Source organism: Amycolatopsis sp. AA4, from assembly GCF_002796545.1.
Taxonomy (GTDB): domain Bacteria; phylum Actinomycetota; class Actinomycetes; order Mycobacteriales; family Pseudonocardiaceae; genus Amycolatopsis.
This window is the reverse complement of sequence record NZ_CP024894.1, coordinates 4,008,241-4,029,768: the sequence shown is the minus strand read 5'-3', so window position 1 is coordinate 4,029,768 and position 21,528 is coordinate 4,008,241. Positions and strand designations below refer to the sequence as shown.

Here is a 21,528-nt window from a genome sequence, read left to right as displayed (position 1 = left end):
GACACCAGCCCGGCCAGTCACGCCGCGGCAGTCCGCCTGATCACCAGCAACGCGATGTCGTCCTGTGCCCGCCGGTTGCCGATGAGCGCGTTCATGATCCGGCCGCAGAGCTGGTCCGGGTCTTCGACGCGCATCACGTCGGCGAGACGGGCGAGGCCGGTGTCGACCAGTTGGTCTCGCCGCTCTACCAGGCCGTCCGTGCAGAACGCCAGCACGGTGTCCGGTCCGATGTCGACGGTGGTGACGCGCCGGGGGTGCGGGCTCAGCGCCAGCCCGATCGGCGGGTCCGCGGGCGCCTTCAGCAATTCCGCGGGCCGGTCGGGCGACACGAGGGTCGGCGGCAGGTGACCGGCGAGGGAGATCTGCAGGCGGTGCTGGTTCTCGTCGAAGACGGCGTACGCGACCGTCGCCATCACGCCGTGCTCGAAGTGGACCGCTTTGCGGTCGAGTTTCGCGAGGACTTCCGCCGGGTCGTCGCAGTCGAGGGCGTAGGCACGCAGCGCGCTGCGGAGCCGGCCCATGATCACCGCGGCGTCCAGCCCGTGCCCGGCCACGTCGCCCATCACGATGCCGAGCCGGTCGCCGGGCAGCGGGAACAGGTCGTACCAGTCGCCGCCGAGCCCGCTGGCCGCGCCCGGCACGTAGCGGGCGGCGAACTCGAGTCCCGGAATCTCCGGCAGCCGGCTCGGGAGCAGGCTGCGCTGCAGCGCCACCGCCGCCGTGCGGTCTTCGCGGAAAACCTCGAGCTGGATCGCGACGGCGAGCTGGCCGGCCAGCCGTCGCAGCGTCTCGACGTCGGCGGCGGAGAACTTCCGAGGTTCGACACACCCGACGTGCAAGACCCCGACCAGGGTCGAGCCCGCCAGCATCGGCACGCCCAGCATGGTGCGCAGGCCGCGTTCCCAGAGCAGCGGATTCACGACCGTGCCGCGGTCGACGTGGTCGATCACGACCGGTTCGCGCAGCGCCGCGATGCGGCCGGCGAAACCGGATCCGATCGGGATCCGGACGCCCTGGTAGACCTCTTCCTCCAGCCCCACCGCCGCGACGGCGGAGAGCTGGTCGCTGCCCGGCTGATGCCGCAGCACAGTCGCGGTGTCGGCCCCCATCGCGTCCCGCACCTGCTTCAGGCCGTCGTCCAGCAGGTCGTCGAGGCCGACGTGCGCGGCCTCCGCGCCGACGGGTTCCGGCTGGGTGATCTCTGGTCTCATGGCCCTTCCCGGAGCACGGCTGGATCCGGCTGGCCGATGAGCCGCCGGATCGCTCCTCCGGCGGTCCCGCACGGCGGCAGGACTGATGTCAGGAGGACAAGCTTTCGCCGTCCGGTCCGGAATGTCCAACCGGCGGCGACGGGTGTGGGCCAGGCCTCACCGGAGCACCGCGCTTGCCCGCGCGGCGTTGCCCGTGAACGCTGCCGGTCAGGCGAGGACGGGGACGAGCCCCGCGGCGAAGACGAGGTAGAGCCCGCCCGCGACGGTGAGGCGGGCCGGGGTGAGTTTGTGCGCGCGGAGGGTCGCCAGCAGGTACAGGACGGCGAGCATGGTCACGATGCCGGACCAGAGCAGGGCGGGACTGAAGCGCCAGTCGGTGAAGAGCAGGCCGAGGGCGCTCGGGACGGTGGCTTGGATCATCATCGCGCCGGAGATGTTGGCCAGGGCGAGGCTGATTTTGCCCTGCCGGACCCAGATGACCGCGTTCATGATCTCCGGCAGTTCCGTCGCGATGGGCGAGAGCAGCAACGCCGTTACGGCACCGGACAGGCCGAGCATCGGGCCGATCGCGTCGAGCTGGCGCACGAAGAGCTGTGAGGCGGCGAAGATGACCGCCAGCGCGCCCAGTGTTTGCAGGGCGACCGCCCAGGTGGCCGGGGACGCGCGGCGCGGCTGGATTTTCAACGGCCGGAGCTGCTCGTCTTCGCCCTGCTCGTCGTGGCCGCCGCGCATCTCGCGCCAGAAGTACACCGCGTAGACGGCGAAGAACAGCAAGCCCAGCCACGGTTTGAACGCGAACGCGACCAGCCCGAGCGCGACCTTGACGACGAACACCGCGACGAACCAGCGCTGGTCCTTCGCCAGCCGGGCCGCTTCGTCCGGCCCGGTCAGCACCGCGGTCGCGTCCGGCGCCGGATCCGAACCACTGCGGGCAGGGACCAGTGCGCGGATCTTTCTGCGTCGGGTCAGCAGCACGAAGCCGGTCACGCCGTAAGCGACCGTGGCCAGCGCGAGCGGACCGCCCATGGCGGCTCCGACCCCGATGTCGCGGGCTTCGGCGGTGCCGCCGCTGGTGACCGCGACCAGCGTGACGACCGATTCCGGCAACGCGGTGCCGAAAGCGGCCAGAATCGTGCCCACCGCCATCCGGCCCACGTGGAGCCGCTGGCCGAGCCATTCCACGGCATTGACGAACCACTCGCACGAGAAATAGATCGCGACCGCACACACGACCAGCAGCACGAAATGCCACACAGCGAACCGCCCCTTTTGTTCCGCGCCGCGGCCGCGCGGCATCGAGAGGCGCGCCTCGATCCCGCACGACAACGGCCATCGCAGCCATCGACTCGGGACCGAAGGTCTCGCCCACCCGCGGGCGGCGGGCCCCAGGACCGGAACCCGCGAACGGGTTCAGCATGTCGATCCATGGGCCGTGCGGGGCTACTCCCCTCCGGAACGATGCCACTCCAGCACGGCCGCGACAGTTGCCGCAACCGTCGGCCAAGTGCACGCAGCTGCGAAAACCTCAGTGCGGCAACAGGAACGCGGAGTTTCGCTCCGGCGAAACCGCGGTCTGTGCCGTACCGCAAGAATGGTCTGCACCAGCGCGGACGGAGACATTTCCGTGGCCGCAGCGCTTGGCCCGCAAGCTAGGGCGAGGCATTCAGCGGCCGTCGGCGCTGTGCGGAAAAGCGCACAAATTCCGGCCGGCCCGGGCAACGGCCGGCGAGGCACGCGGCCCCGGACGCGACTTGGACGAGGAGCCCGGCGCTCCTGCCGAAACCGAGAGCCACGGCTGAACAGACCCTGAACACCCGGAAAAACCCCGAGCGCCGAAGTCCGGCAGTGCGACGACAATCCGGCCTTGCGTTCCAAACCACGCTTCCCAGCTCGTGGCTCCTCAGGCTTCTCACAGGGTCCCGTTCCTAGCCTGCGACCCGCCTGGGGGCCCCGGAAGAACAAGGAGCGCGTGATCGTGACACCAGAGGCTGGCCGGAAACCCGTGCAGGCCGCGTTCACCGCATCGTGTTCGATCGCCGCCTGAACGCGTCCGGCGGGGCCGGTGCCGAGAGGGCCCCGTCCACAGAGGACACAGTACCGCTCGCTTCCACCGCGGCGCGCGGCCCGCGCCTGATCCGCACTCCCCGGACCCCACCACAGAAGGAATCCCTGTGAGCGAGGAACTGTCGCTTTCCGTCGAGGACACCGCGCGGCTCAGCCCGGTGCCGCGCCGCGCGCGCGTCCCGGTGCGGCTGCAAGAATTCTTCGAACGCGCGTGCGACGAGACGCCGGACGCCGTCGCGCTGGAGTGCGGGCCGGACCGGCTCTCCTACCGGCAGCTGGACGAGCACGCCAACCGGCTCGCGCACGCACTGATCCGCCGCGGCATCGGACCGCGCCGCCGGGTCGGCCTCCTGATCCCGCGTTCGACGCCGATGTACGTCGCGTTGCTCGCGGTGCTGAAGACCGGGGCCGCGTTCGTGCCGATCGACCCCGCGGCGCCCGCGGACCGCGTCGCGTATGTCGCCGCCGACGCCGCGCTCGACCTCCTGCTCGTCGCGCCCGAACTGGCCGCGGCCGCCGGCGAGGCCCGCTGCCCGGTGCTCCAGCCCGCGGAACTCGCCGCCGAGGCGAGGCGGGCCAGCCCGGACCGGCCGCGGCTCTGGCCGGTCGACGGCGCGGAGGAGTGCTACGTCATCTACACCTCCGGGTCGACCGGGCGGCCGAAGGGCGTCGCGGTGAGCCAGGCGAGCATCTGCAACTTCATCGGGGTCGTCGCGGACGTCTACGGCGTGCGCCGCACCGACCGCGTGTACCAGGGCATGACCATCGCGTTCGACTTCTCGATCGAGGAGGTCTGGCCGACCTGGGCGGCGGGAGCCACGCTCGTCGCCGGACCGACCGGCGCGGACCGCATCGGGTCCGGCCTCGCGGACTTCCTCGAGCGGCACCGCGTCACGGTGCTGTATTGCGTGCCGACGGTCTTGGCCACGGTGGACCGCGACCTGCCCGGCATCCGCACCCTGCTGGTCGGCGGCGAGGCCTGCCCGGGCGAGCTGGTCCAGCGGTGGAGCAGGCCGGGACGCCGGATGCTCAACACCTACGGCCCCACCGAGGCGACCGTCACCGCGACCTGGTGCGAGCTGGTCCCCGGCCGCCCGGTGACCATCGGCCGCGCCCTGCCCACCTACTGGATCCGGCTGCTGGACGAGCGGCTGCGCCCCGTCCCGGACGGCGCGATCGGCGAGATCTGCATCGGCGGGCCTGGCGTCGCGCTCGGCTACCTCAACCGGCCGGACCTGACCGCCGAACGGTTCCTCGACGACCCGCGGATCACCGGCGGGGGCAGGCTCTACCGCACCGGCGACCTCGGGCGGCTGCTGCCCGGCGGCGAGATCGAGTACCTCGGGCGCGCCGATTCCGAGGTCAAGATCCGCGGGCACCGCATCGACCTCCAGGAGATCGAGAGCATCCTGATGGAACACCGGGAGGTGGCGGTCGCGGCCGTGGCGCCGCATCCCGACGCGCCGACCGAAGACCTGGTGGCGTACCTGGCGTTCACCAACGGACGCCACGACCGGGACGCGATCGTCGCGCAATTGCGGGAAACCCTCCGGCGGCGGCTGCCCGCGCCCATGGTGCCGGGCTACGTCGACACGCTCGCCGAACTGCCGATGATGCCGAGCGGCAAGGTAGACCGCGCCCGCCTCCCCCGCCCGTCCGGGGCCCGGTTCCACGCGGTCGCCGCGGTGGCCCCGGAAACCGGTACGGAACGGGCAATCGCCGCGGTGTGGGCAGAACTGCTCGGCACCGCCGAGGTCTCGGTGACCGCCGACTTCTTCCACGACATCGGCGGCCATTCGCTGCTGGCCGCGCGTGCGGTCTCGCTGCTGCGGAAGAGCGGAGTGGCACCGGACGCGTCCGTCGCCGACGTCTACGCCCACCCCACGATCCGCGCGCTCGCCCGGGCCTTCGCGGATCGGGCGCCCGCGCACTCGGTGTCAGCCCAGGCGGCGCCGAAAGCCAGCCGGGCCCGGCTCTTCGGCTGGGGCACGGCCCAGGTGGGCGTGCTGTACCTGCTCCTCGTGCTCCTCGGCGGCCCGGCCGCGGCGATCCTGGGCCGAAGCGCGGGCGTTCTTTCGGTCGGCACCGTGTGGCAGCTGGTCGCGATCACGCCGGTGCTGTATCTCGTGGCACGGTTCCTGCTGCCGATCGCCGGCGTCCGCCTGCTGTCGCGCGGGATCCGGCCGGGCGAATATCCATTGTGGAGCGCCGCGTACTTCCGGGTGTGGCTCGTCAGCGGGCTGCTCGTGCTCGCCCCGCTCGGCTCGATGAGCGGATCTCCGTTGCTGCCCTGGTATTTGCGACTCCTGGGCGCCCGGGTGGGCCGGCACTGCCAGCTCGCGACCGGGAACCTCGGGCTGCCGTCGCTCCTGACGATCGGCGAGGACGTCAGCGTCGGCTACGGCGCGCACCTGCAGACTTCGCGGGTGCGGGGCAACCGGCTCGAGATCGCCCCGGTCGTGCTGAGCGACCGCGTCTTCGTCGGCGCGAACGCGGTCGTCGAGCCGGGCGCTCAGCTCGACGTCGGCTCCGGCCTCGCGGAGATGTCGGCCGCGACCGCCGGGCAGCGCATCCCGGCCGGGCAGTACTGGGCCGGTTCGCCCGCGCAGCGCTGCGCGGAGACCGACCCGCTCGTCGCCGCGTTGCGCACTCGGCCCGGGCGAGCCCCGAGCCGGGCGTTCCTGGCGCGCTTCGCGGTGGCCTGGCTGTGCGTCGAATTGCTGCCGCTGGTGTTCCTCGCGCCAGCCGTCGCGCTCGGCAGCTGGCTGTATCTCACGCACGGCGCCGCCGGCGGATGGTGGGCGTGCCTGCTCGCCGGACCGGTCACCGCGGCCAGCGTGTGCCTCGTGGTCTTCGCCGGCAAACGGCTCGTGCTCCCGGTCACCCGGCCCGGCGTGCGGCACGTCGCCTCGTCGTTCGGATTGCGCAAGTGGATCTCGGACAAGCTCCTCGGCGCGAGTCTCGCCGCGACCAACTCGCTCTACTCCACGCTGTACACGCCTGGCTGGCTCCGCATGCTCGGCGCCCGCATCGGACCGCGCGCCGAGGTGTCGACGGCCGCCCAGCTCGACCCCGGGCTGCTGACCCTCGGCGCGGAGAGCTTCGTGGCCGACATGGCCGCCGTCGGGGCCGCGACGTACTGCCACGGACAGGTCGCGGTCGGCCGCACGACGGTCGGGACCCGGTCGTTCCTCGGCAACGCCTCCTTCCTGCGCTCCGGCGCCACGGTCGGCGACGGCTGCCTGATCGGCGTGCACACCGCGGCGCCCGCGGACGGCAGCCCGGACGGGACGTCGTGGCTCGGCACCCCGCCGATCCGGCTGCCCCGGCGGCAGGACAGCGGCGATTTCGCCGACGACCTGACCTTCCGCCCGACCCGGCTGCGCGTCGCGGAACGGCTGGTCATCGAGTTCTTCCGGATCGTGGTGCCCGGCAGCCTGCTCGCCGCGGCCGGCTACCTCGTGCTGCTCGTCCAGCTGCAGGCCGGGAAGGCGTTCGGCGTGCTCGCCGCTGTCCTGGCGACCCCGGTCGCGGCCCTGCTGAGCGGGTTCGGGGTGGTGCTCGCGGTCGCCGCCGCGAAATGGCTGATCGTCGGACGCTACCGGCCGCGCGTCGAACCCCTGTGGAGCCGGTTCGTGCGCCGCACCGAGTTCGTCACCGCGCTGTACGAAACCGCCGCCGTGCCCGCGCTGCTCGGCTCCCTGGCCGGCACGCCGCTGATGGGCCCGCTGCTGCGCCTGTTCGGCGCGCGGATCGGCAAACGCTGCTGGATCGCCACGACCTACCTGACCGAATTCGACCTGGTCCGCCTCGGCGACGACGTGTGCGTCGGCCCGGCGACCTCGCTCCAAACCCACCTCTTCGAGGACCGGGTGATGAAGATGTCCACTGTGGACGTCCGGTCCGGCGCGAGCGTCGGCGCGCGCTCGGTGGTGCTCTACGACAGCGTGGTCGGCGACCGCACGGAGGTCGACGCGATGTCCCTGGTGATGAAGGGAGAACAGCTCCCCGCGGGGACCGCCTGGCGCGGCATCCCGGCCCGGGGAATCTCGGTGTCGCCGGACGCGGGCCGGAGGCCGGCACAGCAGCGACGTTGAGGTCGCTTCGATTTCGCCGCCAAGAAGCAACCTCTTCCCCGCATTTCCGGGCGCTTTCTCTTGTTCCATTCACGCTCGGCGCCCATCGCTTCTCGCGGCGAAATAAAGCTCGGCCGACGAATCGGGACATCTGCTGAACAGCGGCCCGAGCCGGACATTCGGCACAAATATCCGGATGCTCAGAATTGTTGTGCCGTGCCCGGTCGCGGCCGCGTTCCCGACATCTGCCGTTCATGTGTGCCAGTGAGGGTTTCGCGCCGTAGGCAACGGCCGGACGGGGGCGCGGCTGGTCAGAAGCAAGGAGTGAGTGCACGTGAGAAAGTCCCAGATCATCCGGACGGCCGCCGGGGCCGCGACGGTCGCGGCGCTGACCGTCGCGGCGACGGCGCCTGGTTCGGTCGGGTCCGCGACGCCCGCCGGCGGCACCGCGACGCCGATTCAGCACGTGGTCGTGCTGTTCCAGGAGAACGTTTCCTTCGACCATTACTTCGGCACTTATCCGCACGCCGCCAATACCGACGGCCAGCGTTTCCAGGCGCACCCGAACACGCCGAAGACCAACGGGCTGACGCCGGAGCTGCTGACCCGCAACCCGAACTCGTCCAACCCCCGGCGCCTGGGTCCGGCGCAGGCGCTGACCTGCGACCAGGACCACGAGTACAAGGACGAGCAGGCCGCGTACGACAACTTCAAGATGGACAAGTTCATCGAGACCGTCGGCAACGGCGACCCGGGCTGCGAGAAGCGCCAGGTGATGGACTACTACGACGGCAACACCGTCACCGCGCTGTGGAACTACGCGCAGCACTTCGCGATGAGCGACAACTCGTACGGCACGACGTTCGGCCCGTCCACGCCGGGCGCGATCAACCTCGTCTCGGGGCAGACGCACGGCGTGACCGCGCAGCTGATGCCCGGCGGCAAGCCGTTCCCCGAGGGCGACACGATCGGCAACACGATCATCGGCGACCCGCAGCCGCTCGGCGACGACTGCAGCACGCGGGACCAGGTCCGGCTGTCCGGCCGCAACGTCGGCGACCTGCTCAACGAGAAGAACGTCAGCTGGGGCTGGTTCGAGGGCGGCTTCAAGCCGGTGCAGCGCAAGGCCGACGGCTCCGCGGTGTGCACCGTCTCGCAGCCGGACGGCTCGATGCAGGGCGGCCACCCGGTCGGCGCGGCGCTGGGCTACACCGGCCAGAAGGGGTGGAAGGGCGACTACATCCCGCACCACGAGCCGTTCCAGTACTACCCGTCGACCGCGAACCCGCACCACCTCCCGCCGTCCTCGACCGCCGCGATCGGCCACTCCGACCAGGCCAACCACCAGTACGACCTGACCGACTTCTGGTCCGCCGCCGGCGCCGGGCACCTGCCCGCGGTGAGCTTCCTCAAGGCCGCCGGCTACCAGGACGGCCACGCCGGCTATTCCGACCCGATCGACGAGCAGCAGTTCGTCGCCGACACGATCAACCGGCTGCAGAAGCTGCCCGAGTGGAAGAACACCGCCGTCGTGATCGCCTACGACGACTCCGACGGGTGGTACGACCACCAGGCCGGCCCGCTGGTCAACCAGTCGCAGAGCGCCGAGGACGCGCTCACCGGCCCCGGCAAGTGCGGCAACGACCCGGCGAAGGTCATGGGCGGCTACCAGGGCCGCTGCGGGTACGGACCCCGGCTGCCGCTGCTGGTCGTCTCCCCGTGGGCCAAGCGCGGCCACGTCGACCACGCGGTCACCGACCAGACCTCGGTGCTGCGGTTCCTCGAGGACAACTGGCGTCTCGGCGGCATCGGCGACTCGTCGTTCGACGCCCGGGCGGGCAGCCTGAACGGGTTGTTCGACTTCCAGGCGCCGCGCGCGGGCCGGCTGTTCCTCGACCCGAAGACCGGCCAGCGCGTCGACGGCTGACCCGCCGCGCCGACCACCGCCCAGCCGGGAACCCCGAAAAGGAGAGCATTCGATGACAGGCATGGACCGCCGACGTTTTCTCAAGATTGCCGGTGGCACCGCCGCCCTCACCGCGATGTCCTCCAGCATCGCCAGGGCGGCCGCGATCCCGGCCGCGCGCCGCACTGGCACCCTCCGCGACATCGAGCACGTGGTCGTGCTGATGCAGGAGAACCGGTCGTTCGACCATTACTTCGGAACGCTGCGCGGGGTGCGCGGCTTCGGCGATCCGCGCACGGCGAACCAGCCGAACGGCAAACCGGTCTGGTACCAGTCCGACGGTGCCAAGGACGTGCTGCCGTTCCACCCGGACGCCAAGAACCTCGGGTTGCAGTTCCTGCAGGACCTGCCGCACGACTGGAACACCGGGCACGCGGCGCTGGCCAACGGCGCGTACGACAAGTGGGTTCCGGCCAAGTCGGCGACCACGATGGCGTACCTGAACCGCGGCGACATCCCGTTCCACTACGCGCTCGCCGACGCTTTCACGATCTGCGACGCCTACCACTGCTCGCTGCTGGGCCCGACCGATCCGAACCGCTACTACATGTGGACCGGATACACCGGCAACGACGGCGCCGGCGGCGGCCCGGTGATCACCAACGCCGAAGCCGGGTACTCGTGGCGCACCTACCCGGAACGGCTGGAGCAGGCCGGGGTTTCGTGGAAGATCTACCAGGACATCGGGAACGGGCTCGACGCCGCCGGCTCCTGGGGCTGGACGCAGGACGCCTACATCGGCAACTACGGCGACAACTCCCTGCTGTACTTCGACAACTACCGCAACGCGGCGCCGGGCAGCCCCTTGTTCGAGAAGGCTCGCACAGGCACCAACGTCGCCAAGACCGGCGGTTTCTTCGACCTGCTCAAGGCCGACGTCGCCGCGAACCGGCTGCCGCAGGTGTCGTGGATCGTCGCCCCGGAGGCGTTCACCGAGCACCCGAACTGGCCGGTCAACTACGGGGCCTGGTACATCTCGCAGGTGCTGGACGCGCTCACCGCGAACCCGGCCGTCTGGTCCAAAACCGCGCTGCTCATCACCTACGACGAGAACGACGGCTTCTTCGACCACGTGATCCCGCCGTTCCCCGCCTCGACCCCGGCGCAGGGCGCTTCCACCGCCGACGTCAGCGCGGAGCTGTACCGCGGCAAGGACGGCGTTCCCGGACCGTACGGTCTCGGCCAGCGGGTCCCGATGATCGTCGTGTCGCCGTGGAGCACCGGCGGTTACGTCTGCTCGCAAACCTTCGACCACACGTCGATCGTGCAGTTCCTCGAAGCCCGCTTCGGGGTCCGCGAGCCGAACATCTCGCCGTGGCGCCGCGCGGTGTGCGGGGACCTCACCTCGGCGTTCGACTTCAGCCAGGCCCGGCAGGGCGTGCCCGCGCTGCCCAGCACCAGCGGCTACTTTCCCCCGGACCGCAACCGCCACCCCGATTACGTGCCCACTCCGCCCGCGAACCCCTCGCTGCCCCAACAGGAACCCGGCCGACGTCCGGCCCGTGCCTTGCCGTACCACCTCTCGGCGGACGGCACCGTGCGCGCCGGCAAGCTGACGATCGATTTCGCCAGCCGCGGCCGGGCGGGCGCCGGATTCCTGGTCACGTCGCCGCGCACGCCGGGCGGACCGTGGACGTACACCGTGGAACCGGGCAAGGCGCTCACCGCGACCTGGCCGGTGGTCGGAAGCTACGACTTCACCGTGCACGGCCCGAACGGCTTCGTGCGCCAATTGGCGGGTGCCGCCGCGCCAGGCCCGGAGGTGAGCGCGCGCGACGCGGGCGACCGGGTGGTCCTCGCCCTCTCGAACAACGGCCCGGTACCGGTCACCCTCACGATCGCCGACCACTACGGCCACCAGCCGACGGCCGCGGTGCGTCTCGCGCCGGGTGCCCGCGCGGAGCACGTGATAGACCCGAGCGCGAGCGCGGACTGGTACGACGTGACGATCACGTCCGACCACGACCCGGCCTACCGCCGCACCTTGGCCGGGCACTTGGAAACGGGGAGGCCGAGCACCAGCGACCCGGCGATCGGGTCGCGCTGAGCCGCCGGCGTCGTACTGACACGGGCCCGCACCCCCGCGTCTGAGCCGTGACAGCCGCGTGTCCGCCCAGCAGGCGAATGTGGTCACAACGAACCACCAAGCCAGCCAGGGAGACCGGAAATGTCCACGTTCACCACCCCCGCCCCCATCACCGCCGCGCTCACCACCGCTGGTGCTCGCGTCCGGATCACCGCCAGCGAACGCGTCGAGACCGTCGTGCGGGTGCAGCCCGTCAACGCGGCCAACGCCACCGATGTGAAGGTCGCCGAGAAGACGAAGGTCGCGTTCGCTGACGGCGTTCTCACCGTCAAGACGACGAAGTCCGGCCACCAGACGGGCTCCGTCGACATCGCGGTCGAACTGCCCGCCGGGTCCCGGCTCGTGCTCAACACGGCCTGGACCGAGGTGCAGGCGGACGGCGCGCTCGGCGACTGCGAGGTCAACATCGGCTCGGGCCAGGTGCAGCTTGACCGGGTCGCCGCGCTGCGCGGGAATCTCGGCGCGGGCGGCCTCGTGATCGGGCACGTTGCCGGAGATGCGGTGATCGAGGGCAGTGCGGCCGGGCTGCGGATCGGCGAGGTCGAAGGCGAGATCCGCTACCAGGGCACGAGCGGCAAGGTCTGGATCGGCCACGCCCGGTCCGACGTCGATCTCGGCGGGGCGGACGGCAGCTTCGACATCGGCACGGCCGACGGGAGCGTCACGGCGAAGGCCGGACGCTGCCCGATCCGGATCGGGCGCGTGACGCGCGGCCAGGTGGAGCTGTCGAACGCGGCAGGCGGGATCGAGGTCGGCGTCAGCGCGGGCATCGCCGCGGAAGTGGACGCGAAGAGCACCAAGGGCGTCGTGCGCAGCACTCTCGACACCCCGGACCGCGCCGGCAGCACGCTCAAGGTCCACGCGCGCACGCGGCTCGACGACATCGTCCTCTATTCCGCTGCCTGACCACCCGATCGGATGGCAGGATCGGGCGGGTGCAGATCAAGATCCTGGGTCCCTTCGAAGTCCGCGACGGCGACGTGGCCGACGTTCCGGGCGCGCGGCTCCGCGGGCTGCTCGTCGTCCTCGCGCTCCGGCCGGGCCAGGTCGTGCCGAAGGCGACGCTGATCGACTGGATCTGGGGCGAGCACCCGCCCGCCGACGCCGCGAATGCCTTGCAACGCCTGGTTTCCCGGCTGCGCAAGGCGTTGCCGGGCGCCGTGGTCGAAGGGCTGACCGACGGGTACCGGCTGGCGATCGACGCGGACGCGGTCGACGCGGTGCGTTTCGAGCGGCTCGTCGCCCAGAGCCAGGCGGACAACAGGCTGGGGCGGCTGCGCGAGGCGCTGGAATTGTGGCGCGGTCCGGCGATGCAGGACGTCGGGTTGCAGGAGAGCGAGGCGTTCGACGCAGCGGCGACGCGGCTGGAAGCCTTGCGGCTGGCGGCGTTGGAAGACCGGTTCGAAGCGGAACTAGATCTCGGGCGCGGCGCGGATCTTGTCCCGGAGCTGACCGACCTGGTGGCCGCGCATCCGGTGCGGGAGCGGCTCGTCGGCGCGCTCATGCGGGCGCTCGCCGCCGCGGGTCGCACTACCGAGGCGTTGCAGGCGTTTCAGCGCATCCGGGAAACGCTGGCCGACGAGCTGGGCGCGGACCCGTCGCCCGAGCTGTCCGCGTTGCACGTCGCGTTGCTGCGAGGCGAGGTGGGTCGGCGCGAGGAGAGCCGCAAGACGAATCTGCGCGCCGAGTTCACCAGTTACGTCGGCAGAGAAACCGATGTCGCCGCCGTCCGTGATCTGGTGTCGCGGCATCGCCTCACCACCCTGACCGGGCCTGGCGGCTCGGGAAAGACGAGGCTGGCCACCGAAACCGCCCGCACGCTGGTCGACGACCTGCACCACGGCGCGTGGCTGGTCGAGCTGGCGGCCGTCGGGACCGGCGACGACGTCGCGCAGGCCACGCTGTCCGGTCTCGGCTTGCGCGACGCGCTGCTCGGCGAGGCGTCCGCCGCGGATCCGGTGGAACGGCTGATCTCCGCGATCCGCGACCGCGAGATGGTGCTGGTACTGGACAACTGCGAACACGTCATCGAGTCCGCCGCCGCCTTCGCGCACCGGCTGCTCGGCGAATGCCGCGGGTTGCGGATCCTCGCCACGAGCCGGGAACCACTGGGAATCACCGGCGAAGCGCTCTGGCCGGTCGAACCGCTCGCCCGCGCCGAGGCTGTGCAACTGCTGCGGGACCGCGCGACGACGCGGCGAGACGACCTCGGCGAAGACCGGACGCTGGCCCGCATCTGCACCGCCCTGGACGGAATGCCGCTCGCGATCGAACTCGCCGCGGTCCGGCTCCGCACGATGTCCGCCGTGCAGCTCGCGGACCGCCTCGACGACCGGTTCCGGCTGCTGACCGGTGGCAGCCGCACCGCTCTCCCCCGCCACCGGACGCTGCGCGCGATGGTCGACTGGAGCTGGGAACTGCTCAGCGACGGCGAACGGCTCGTGCTGAGCAGGCTGTCGGTGTTCGCCGGCGGCGCGAGCCTGGAGGCGGCGGAACGGGTCTGCGCGGGAGAACTGGTCGACGAGTACGAGGTGCTCGACCTGCTTACCGCGCTCAGCGACAAGTCCCTGCTCGTCGCGTTCGGCGAAGGCGCGCCGCGGTACCGGATGCTCGGCACCATCAGGGAATACAGTGCCGCACGCCTCGCCGAGGCCGGGGAGACCGAGCTGGCCCGGCAGGCGCACCTCGCGTACTTCACCGAGCTGGCCGAAACCGCGGAACCCCGGCTGCGGCGCGGCGAGCAGCTGGAGTGGCTCGCCGTTCTCCAGGCAGAGCACGACAATCTCGTCTCGGCGATGCGCGGCGCGCTCGCGGCCGGCGACGCGCACGCGGCGATGCGGCTCGCGGCCGCCTGCGGCTGGTACTGGTGGCTCGTGGGCCGCAAGGCCGAGGGCATGGAGCTGATCGCCGCCGCGATCGCGACCCCGGGCGAGGTCCCCGACGACACCAAGGCCATCGTGTACGCCCTGACCTCGATGTTCGCCACCTCCGGCCCCGGCGACATGCCGGAAGCGGCGCAGTGGATCCACCAGGCGTACGAACTCGGCAAGAACGGGCGGCACCGGCACGCGGCGCTGCGGCTGGTGGTGCCGCTGGAAATGATGCTCGGCGACACCGACGCGCTCCTGCCCGCCTGGGAATCGCTGCTGGACGACGAGGATCCGTGGGTACGGGCGCTATCCCGGCTGCACATCGGCAAACTGCGGATGATGCTCGGCCAGGACTGCGAAGCCTGGTTCGACGAATCGCTGGTCGAGTTCCGTGTGCTCGGCGAACGGTTCGGCATCTCGTTCGCGCAGACCGAACTCGCCGGCTGCCTGGCCATGCGGGGCGAATTCCGCGAGGCCAGCGACCACTTCGACCAGGCAATCGCCGTCGTCGCCGAACTCGGCGCGCTGGACGACGTCGTCCAGATGCGCATGCGGCAGGCCCGGCTGCACTGGCTCGCGGGCGACAAGGACGCCTGCGCAGCCGCGGTCGCCGAGGCGGAAAACCTCGCGGAAGGCGTCACTTGGCCCGGGACGCTGGCCTCGCTTGCGTTGGTCCGCGCGGAGCTGGCCCGGTGGAACGGGAACGCACGGGAGGCCTTCGCCCAGTTCGGCCACGCGATGAGCCTGTTGGGCGACGAAGCACAGCAGCCGCATCTGCGGGCCGTGTCCCACGGCCTGCACGCCTGGTTCGCCTCCGACCTCGACGAGGCGCGCGAACACCGTGCCGCCGCTTGCGAGGCAGCTGCGGAAACCGGGCGCGCGCCGGAGATCGCACAGGCGGTCGTCGGGGTCGCGGACCTGGCGCTGCGGCGTGTGCAATACGACCACGCGGCGCGGCTGCTGGCAGCGAGCGCACAGGTGCTCGGCCGGAAGGATCTGTCGAACCCGGACGTGCTGCGGATCGAGCGGGAAGCGCGCGACCACCTCGGCGACGAAGCGTTCGAGCACGCTTTTCGAGAGGGCGCGGCGGGTGCGTGGACCGACCTGGTCAGGGGGCCGCTGACGCGGGCCTGAGCCCGTGTCAGCGCCGTGACGGCTCCGTGTCTGGCCGCTCGGAGATCGTGGTGACATCAAGCCACCACGAGAGGATTTCCCGATGAGCCAGCAGGTTTCCCCCGTCGCCGGCCTGCCGATGGACCGCGACGCCGGCCCGTTCGACCCGCCCGCCGCGATCACCGCGCTGCGCGAGACCCGCCCGGTCAGCCCGATGCTCTTCCCGGACGGCCACGAGGGCTGGCTGGTCACCGGGTACGACGCGGTCCGGCAGGTCATGTCCGACGCCCGGTTCAGCAGCCGGCAGGACCTCGGCGTGCTCCACGTGCCGTACGAGACGCCGGGCATGCCGGTCGCGACCGAGCCGTCCCCGCAGATCCCCGGCCTGTTCATCAGCATGGACGCCCCCGACCACACCCGGTTGCGGCGCAAGCTCACCGGCGCGTTCACCGTCAAGCGGATGAAGCAGCTCGAAGACGGCATCGTCGCGATCACCGAACAGCAGCTGGACGCCCTCGCCCAGCTCCCGCAGCCGGTCGATCTCGTGCGGGAGTTCGCGCTGCCGGTGCCTTCGCTGGTGATCTGCGAACTGCTCGGCGTCCCCTACGCCGACCGCGAGACCTTCCAGGCGAACTCGTCGAAGTTCATGGAACGGGACGTCAACCTCGAAGACAAGATGGCCGCGTTCGGCGCGATGATGGGCTACCTCGGCCAGCTGTGCGCCGACAAGCGCGCGGAACCGGGCGAGGACATCCTCTCCGACCTGGCCCGCGACTCCGAGCTCAGCATCGAAGAGCTGACCGGCATGGCGTTCCTGCTTCTGCTGGCCGGCCACGAGACCACCGCGAACATGCTGTCGCTGGGGGCCTTCGCGCTGCTGGAGAACCCCGCGCAACTGGCCGAACTGCGCGCCGACCCGACGCTGTTCCCGAACGCGGTGGAAGAATTGCTGCGGTACCTGTCGGTGGCCGACATCTTCTACCGCTACGCGACCGAGGACGTCGAACTCTTCGGCGAGACGATCCCGGCCGGCTCGACCGTGGTCGTGTCGCTGCTGGCGGCCAACCGCGACCCGCGCCACTTCGAGAACCCCGACACGATCGACCTGCACCGCAAGGTCCGCGGACAGGTCGCGTTCGGGCACGGCATCCACCAGTGCCTGGGCCAGCAGCTGGCCCGGATCGAGATGCGCGCCGGGTTCGAGGGCTTGCTGCGGCGCTTCCCGGACTTGCGGCTGGCGGTTCCGGCCGCGGAGGTGCCGTTGCGGACGAATATGAACATTTACGGGGTGCACGAGCTTCCGGTCGCCTGGTCCTGAGTGGACAGTGTCCGCTATGGACCGCCGAGGCCGCGCCGGGATCACCCGCGCAGTGCCGGGCCGATCCAGCGGCGGACCATCCCGCGCAGTTCCTCGTCGGTCGCCGGGGGTGTCGACGGATACTGCAGGAACGACATGAACAACCGCATCAAGATCTCGGCCAGTTCCTGGAGTTCCGCGTCCGTGCGCACCCCGGCGGCGGACCAGTCGACCTCGGTGTCGCGCAGGATCCGCGCGCCGAGGGAGAAGGACGGCGGCGTGGCGGTCCCGGCGGTGAAATAGTCGGCTTCCCCGGCCTGCAGGAGCAAACCGAGGTAGGGCTCGTCGGGCAGGCTGCGGACGGCGAAGACGACGGACTCGACGGCGACCTCGACCGGGCTGTCGAACGCGGACAGGTGCTTCCGCATCCGTTCGGCGAACTCCTCGGCTCCCGCCTGGGCGACGGCGCGCAGGATTTCGGCCAGGCTGGGGAAATAGCGGTACACGGTCTGCCGGGTCACCCCGGCTTCCGCGGCGACGTGGGAGAGGTTGGTCTTGGCCAGCCCGGCGCGGTCGATGCACGCGATCGCCGCCTGCACGATCCGGCGGCGCGCCTCGTCCTCCGCGCCGGGCGGGTCGCCCTGCCATCCGTGGTACCCCATGGCGCCCATCGTCCCAGACGACGCCGCAGGTCACCGACGGACGGCTCGTTGCGCACCCAGCAGCAGACCTGCGGCGACGAAACACGCGAGCGCGTACGGTCCGCTCCCGATCGGGGATCCGGCGCTGGTGACGCCGTCCCGGGCACCGAGGTAGCCGGGCAGCGCGCCGAGCCAGCACACCGCCATCCCGGCCAGGTAGATCGCGGGGTAGTACCGGCCGAAAGCCGAGAGCGGCTCGGTCAAGCGAGGGCGGGAACGCAGCTGGGCCACGACGATCCACGCGCCGCCGAGCCAGACGAGGGCCAGTTCCGTGCCCAGCACCCAGGCCTGCGCGGAAGCGTTGCCGTCGAAAAGACTTGCCGGAAGCCCGGCGACCGCCATGGTGAACGGGGTGAGGACGCCCGCCGCGAGGACGCGCGGAACCAGCCGCCAGCCGCGGCGCGGCGGGTCGCCGGTGAACCGCACCGCGAGGCAGGTCAGGGCGGCCATCGAGACCGAAGCGAACAGCAGCATGCTGGTCATCGGCACCGAGGCCAGCGCGGGCTGGTTGACGATGTGGTTGGCCGGGTTCCAGGCCCACCACTTCAACTGCGGGCCCACCTGGTCGAACACCTCGTAGAAGACCTGGCAGGCGAACGCGACGGCGACGGCTCCGAGCAGCGGGCCGCGGCTGCGGAAGATCCCCAGCGAGCGCACGAGTTCGTAGGCGAGCTGGCTGATCACCGGATAGAACGCCACGATGTACAGCGGCAGCCGGTCCCCCATGAACTGCACGGTGAACCGGTTGTGCGCGAAGATGAATCCGTACAGCCGGTCGAGGCCGAACCATTCCGGGAAGTACAGCGGCGGTTCGGTGACGACGAGGTAGACCAGCGAAGCCCACCACAGCGCCAGGTTGACCGGATCGCCCGCGCGGTAGCGGCGCACGGCGTGCCAGAGCGCGAAAACGGCGCCGCCGACGATCAGCACCTCCAGCAGCGGCATCGTCCAGTGCGCCAGCTCCCACGGCGCGCGGACCGAGACCACCGGGCTGACGTCGTGGCAGTCGAAGCCGAGCCCCCGGGCGACCTCCGCGGCCTCCGGCCCGCAGCCGGCGCTCATCCCGCCGCCGCGGCGGGCGAGTAGTCGGTGGCGGGCGGCTCGGCCTGGGGATCGAAGCCGAAGGGCACCCGATGCCGGCCCAGCAGCGAGCGGACGCAGAAGCGCGCCAGCCCACCGAGCACGCGCGGGTTGCGCATCATCTCGCCCAGCGATTCGTCGAGGTTGAACACCTTCGCGAAATGCTCGTCGACGACATCGTCCTCTCGGGCGGCGCCGACGATGAGGCTGAACGCCGGGGCGGAGACCGCCGCGAGCAGGCGGCGTTGCCACGCGGGCAGCCGCTCGGTGCCCTCCGCGCACTCGTAACCCCGGTCCCGGGCCATCGCCAAAGTCCAGGGCACCTTGAGCAGATCACGTTGTGCCGCAAGGAATCGCGCGCAGAAATCGCCGTCGAGACTGGCGGCGCGGGACAGATGTTCGCGAAGCAGCAGAGCCGAACCCGACGCGGAACTGATGCCCTGCGCGTAGAACGGATTGAACGCGCAGATCGAATCGCCGACGAACGCCAGACCCCGCGGCGGGCTCGTCCAGCGGTCGTAGCGCCGCCACCGGTTGCCGGTGGACCGGGTCAGATGCACCTCTGACGTCGGCGTGCACCGGTCCATCGCGGCGGCGAACAACGGCGTCCGCGTGCGGCGGGCGGAGGCGACGAAGGCGTCGGCCGTCCGTGGCATCTCCAGGCCCCACGAACCCATGCAGGCGATGACCCGGTCGCCTTCGATCGGGAAGAAGTTCACCAGGAACTCGTGCTCCGCGGGATGCCGGCCGCGATCCTGGGTCGGCATGAGCACCAGGTGCCGCCACCACCAGGTCGCCGGACGGCTTTCCCGCGACGGCAGTTCGTACCAGCGCGAGGTGTAGGTGACCTTGGCGTCGAGCGTCCGCACCTCGGGCTCCGGCCAGCCCGCCGCGACCAGCCAGTTCGCGACGGGAGAGCCGCGGCCCATCGCGTCCACGACGAAGTCGGCGTCGAAACGCTCGTCCCCGCCGGGCCCGGCGACCTCGACCCCGGTGACCGCCCCGCCCGCGGCGGCCAGACCGCGCACGGCGACCCGCTCGCGGAGGTCCACATTGGACAGTTTCCGCACCTTGTCCCGCAGCACGCGCTCGATGAGGATGCGCGAGCTGTAGACCATCGTCATCGAACTTCGTTTGCGCGCCGACCAGCCCTCCCGGTCCAGGTATGCGGCGTCCATCGACGGCATCAGGTGCAGGCCGCCCGCCGCGACGAGGTCGTCCTCGAAACCGGGGAACAGCGCGGTGATCGCCCGGCGGCCCGAGTTCAGCAGGAAGTGCGGATGCTTGCTCTGCGGCACCCCGCGCCGGTGCTCGGCCTCCTCCGGAAGCTCGTCCCGCTCCAGCACGAGCACTTGGTCGAAGTACGGGGACAGCGCCCCGGCGGCGCACAGGCCCGCGACGCTTCCGCCGAGGACGACAGCGGTCTCGCCGAGTTTCATCCGAACCAGCTCCGCTCGTCATTCATACACAGTTGGAGATAATGTATGAATGACGAGCCAGCGTGTCAAACCTCGTTCGGCACCGCGACCGCCCGCTCGCGCACGGCGGCCAAGCGCACTACTGCGGCGCCTGGAAGCCGCCGATCCGCTGCTCCAGCAGTTCGGCCAGCCGCAACGGCGTGCGGTCCTCGAACATCGGCCCGACGATCTGCACCCCCACCGGCAGCCCCTCCGGGGAAAGGCCCGCGGGCATCGCGGTTGCGGGCAGGCCGGGCATGGTGGCCACCCCGGCCCAGACGAGCTGGTCGAAGAACGGGTATTCGACGCCGTCGATGTCGATCCGGCAGGCGAGCAGGTCCGGGTTGTGGTCGTGGGGGAACGCGGGCGTCGGCGTGACCGGGCAGACCACGGCGTCGAACTCCGCGAAGAACTGCCGCCAGCCGTGGCGGTGGAGTTCGCGGCGGTGGTGCACGCCGAGCCAATCGCGGTGGGTGAGCACCATTCCGCGCAGGCGGGCCGCGTCGAGGCTTTGGTCGTCCGCGCTCAGTCCGGCGGCTCGGGCCTGGAGTTGCTCGTACGCGTCGACCGGGAACCGCGCCACTGAGCCGGAGAACAGCAGCTGCGTGTAGAGCGTCGCGGCTTCTTCCAGGTCGGGCAGGAGCGGGCTGTGCCGTTCGACCTGGGCACCGGCGTCGGCCAGCGCGTCGGCTACCCGGTTCACTCCGGCCCGTACCGCGGCTCCGGTCGGGATGAACGGATGGTCGTCGAGGATCAGGACCCGGAAGTCGCTCAGCCGTTCGTGGCGGGCGGGCGGCAGGGCCAGTTCGTGCGCCACGCCGTAGGTCAGCGGGTCCGGTCCGGCCATGATGTCGAGCAGGAGCGCGAGGTCGCGGGCGGTGCGCGCCATCGGGCCGACGACGGCGAGGTGCAGTTCGGTCGGCAAGGGCAGTTCGCCCGGCAGGACCATGCCGCGGTTCGCGACCAGGCCGAGGGACGGTTTGTGGCCGTAGACCCCGCAGAAATGCGCGGGCGTGCGCAGCGAGCCGCCGATGTCGGAGCCGATGGACAGGGCGCCGAAGCCCGCCGCCAGAGCCGCCGAGGAGCCGCCGGAGGAACCGCCTGGCGTGCGGTCGTGGTCCCAGGGGTTGTTGGTGGTGCCGTAGACCGGGTTCGAGCTTTGCAGTCCCTGAAGTCCCAGCGGGACGTTGGTTTTGCCGAGAATGACCGCGCCCGCGGACTTGAGCCGCTTGACCTGGACCGCGTCCTCGGCGGGCAGGAAGTCGCGGTGGTGCGGCAGGCCCCAGGTCGTGGGCAGGCCGGCGACGTTGTAGCACTCCTTGACCGTCACCGGAATCCCGAGCAGCGGCCGGTCTTCGCCGCGGGCGCGCGCCCGGTCGGCCTCTCGGGCGGCGGCGCGGGCACGGTCGAAGTCCGGTACGCAGATCGCGTTGAGTGCCTTGTCTTCCCGCTCGATGCGGGCGATCGCCTCGTCGGTCAGCTCCGCCGAGGTTGCTTCCCCGGCCCGCAAGGCGGCCGCGAGTGCTTCGGCCGAGTCAAAGTTCCGCTCCATGAATTCGACCGTAACGGGCACTCGGCGGAGCCATAAAATGTCAATTCACACAACG

At 71.1% G+C, this 21,528-nt stretch carries 12 protein-coding genes; 6 read left to right on the top strand and 6 right to left on the bottom strand.

The window, feature by feature from the left end:
• Positions 1–17 precede the first annotated feature (17 nt).
• A complete protein-coding gene (locus tag CU254_RS18775; RefSeq protein WP_037714122.1) occupies positions 18–1,211 on the bottom strand; it encodes a PP2C family protein-serine/threonine phosphatase in 1,194 nt (397 codons plus the stop codon).
• Between the two features lie 207 nt (positions 1,212–1,418).
• A complete protein-coding gene (locus tag CU254_RS18770; RefSeq protein WP_009078364.1) occupies positions 1,419–2,465 on the bottom strand; it encodes a sodium:calcium antiporter in 1,047 nt (348 codons plus the stop codon).
• A gap of 917 nt (positions 2,466–3,382) precedes the next feature.
• On the opposite strand from CU254_RS18770, the gene CU254_RS18765 reads away from it, so the two are divergent.
• The 6 genes from CU254_RS18765 (at position 3,383) to CU254_RS18740 (ending at position 16,704) form a co-directional block, all read left to right on the top strand.
• Complete coding sequence (locus CU254_RS18765; protein WP_009078359.1) at positions 3,383–7,372, top strand: Pls/PosA family non-ribosomal peptide synthetase; 3,990 nt, start codon at positions 3,383–3,385, stop codon at positions 7,370–7,372.
• Positions 7,373–7,679: 307 nt separating this feature from the next.
• Complete coding sequence (locus CU254_RS18760) at positions 7,680–9,278, top strand: phospholipase C (protein ID WP_009078358.1); 1,599 nt, start codon at positions 7,680–7,682, stop codon at positions 9,276–9,278.
• A gap of 52 nt (positions 9,279–9,330) precedes the next feature.
• Positions 9,331–11,364: a phosphocholine-specific phospholipase C gene (locus tag CU254_RS18755; RefSeq protein ID WP_009078357.1), complete on the top strand. Its 2,034-nt coding sequence runs from the start codon at positions 9,331–9,333 to the stop codon at positions 11,362–11,364.
• A gap of 120 nt (positions 11,365–11,484) precedes the next feature.
• Positions 11,485–12,309 (top strand): hypothetical protein, encoded by an 825-nt coding sequence (locus CU254_RS18750; RefSeq protein WP_009078356.1) that lies wholly within the window; start codon positions 11,485–11,487, stop codon positions 12,307–12,309.
• Positions 12,310–12,338: 29 nt separating this feature from the next.
• The gene (locus CU254_RS18745) at positions 12,339–15,407 is read left to right on the top strand and encodes a BTAD domain-containing putative transcriptional regulator (RefSeq protein WP_037714120.1); all 3,069 of its coding nucleotides are present in this window, start codon (positions 12,339–12,341) and stop codon (positions 15,405–15,407) included.
• 82 nt (positions 15,408–15,489) lie between these two features.
• Positions 15,490–16,704: a cytochrome P450 gene (locus CU254_RS18740; RefSeq protein ID WP_009078353.1), complete on the top strand. Its 1,215-nt coding sequence runs from the start codon at positions 15,490–15,492 to the stop codon at positions 16,702–16,704.
• A gap of 41 nt (positions 16,705–16,745) precedes the next feature.
• On the opposite strand, the gene CU254_RS18735 is transcribed toward CU254_RS18740, so the two are convergent.
• The 4 genes from CU254_RS18735 to CU254_RS18720 all read right to left on the bottom strand — a co-directional run bounded on the left by CU254_RS18735 (position 16,746) and on the right by CU254_RS18720 (position 21,473).
• Positions 16,746–17,345, bottom strand: coding sequence for a TetR/AcrR family transcriptional regulator (locus CU254_RS18735; protein WP_037714118.1), 600 nt, complete (start codon positions 17,343–17,345; stop codon positions 16,746–16,748).
• Positions 17,346–17,375: 30 nt separating this feature from the next.
• Complete coding sequence (locus tag CU254_RS18730) at positions 17,376–18,446, bottom strand: hypothetical protein (protein WP_009078349.1); 1,071 nt, start codon at positions 18,444–18,446, stop codon at positions 17,376–17,378.
• Positions 18,443–19,903: an NAD(P)/FAD-dependent oxidoreductase gene (locus tag CU254_RS18725; protein WP_009078348.1), complete on the bottom strand. Its 1,461-nt coding sequence runs from the start codon at positions 19,901–19,903 to the stop codon at positions 18,443–18,445. The genes CU254_RS18730 and CU254_RS18725 overlap by 4 nt, the downstream gene beginning before the upstream one ends.
• Positions 19,904–20,021: 118 nt before the next feature.
• The gene (locus tag CU254_RS18720) at positions 20,022–21,473 is read right to left on the bottom strand and encodes an amidase (protein WP_009078347.1); all 1,452 of its coding nucleotides are present in this window, start codon (positions 21,471–21,473) and stop codon (positions 20,022–20,024) included.
• Positions 21,474–21,528: the final 55 nt, after the last annotated feature.

Bases quoted from the DNA above. Each gene is read 5' to 3' on its own strand.
- CU254_RS18775 (WP_037714122.1), bottom strand. From the start codon at position 1,211: ATGAGACCAGAGATCACCCAGCCGGAACCCGTCGGCGCGGAGGCCGCG.
- CU254_RS18755 (WP_009078357.1), top strand. From the start codon at position 9,331: ATGACAGGCATGGACCGCCGACGTTTTCTCAAGATTGCCGGTGGCACC.
- CU254_RS18750 (WP_009078356.1), top strand. From the start codon at position 11,485: ATGTCCACGTTCACCACCCCCGCCCCCATCACCGCCGCGCTCACCACC.
- CU254_RS18740 (WP_009078353.1), top strand. From the start codon at position 15,490: ATGAGCCAGCAGGTTTCCCCCGTCGCCGGCCTGCCGATGGACCGCGAC.
- CU254_RS18735 (WP_037714118.1), bottom strand. From the start codon at position 17,345: ATGGGGTACCACGGATGGCAGGGCGACCCGCCCGGCGCGGAGGACGAG.
- CU254_RS18730 (WP_009078349.1), bottom strand. From the start codon at position 18,446: ATGAGCGCCGGCTGCGGGCCGGAGGCCGCGGAGGTCGCCCGGGGGCTC.
- CU254_RS18725 (WP_009078348.1), bottom strand. From the start codon at position 19,903: ATGAAACTCGGCGAGACCGCTGTCGTCCTCGGCGGAAGCGTCGCGGGC.
- CU254_RS18720 (WP_009078347.1), bottom strand. From the start codon at position 21,473: ATGGAGCGGAACTTTGACTCGGCCGAAGCACTCGCGGCCGCCTTGCGG.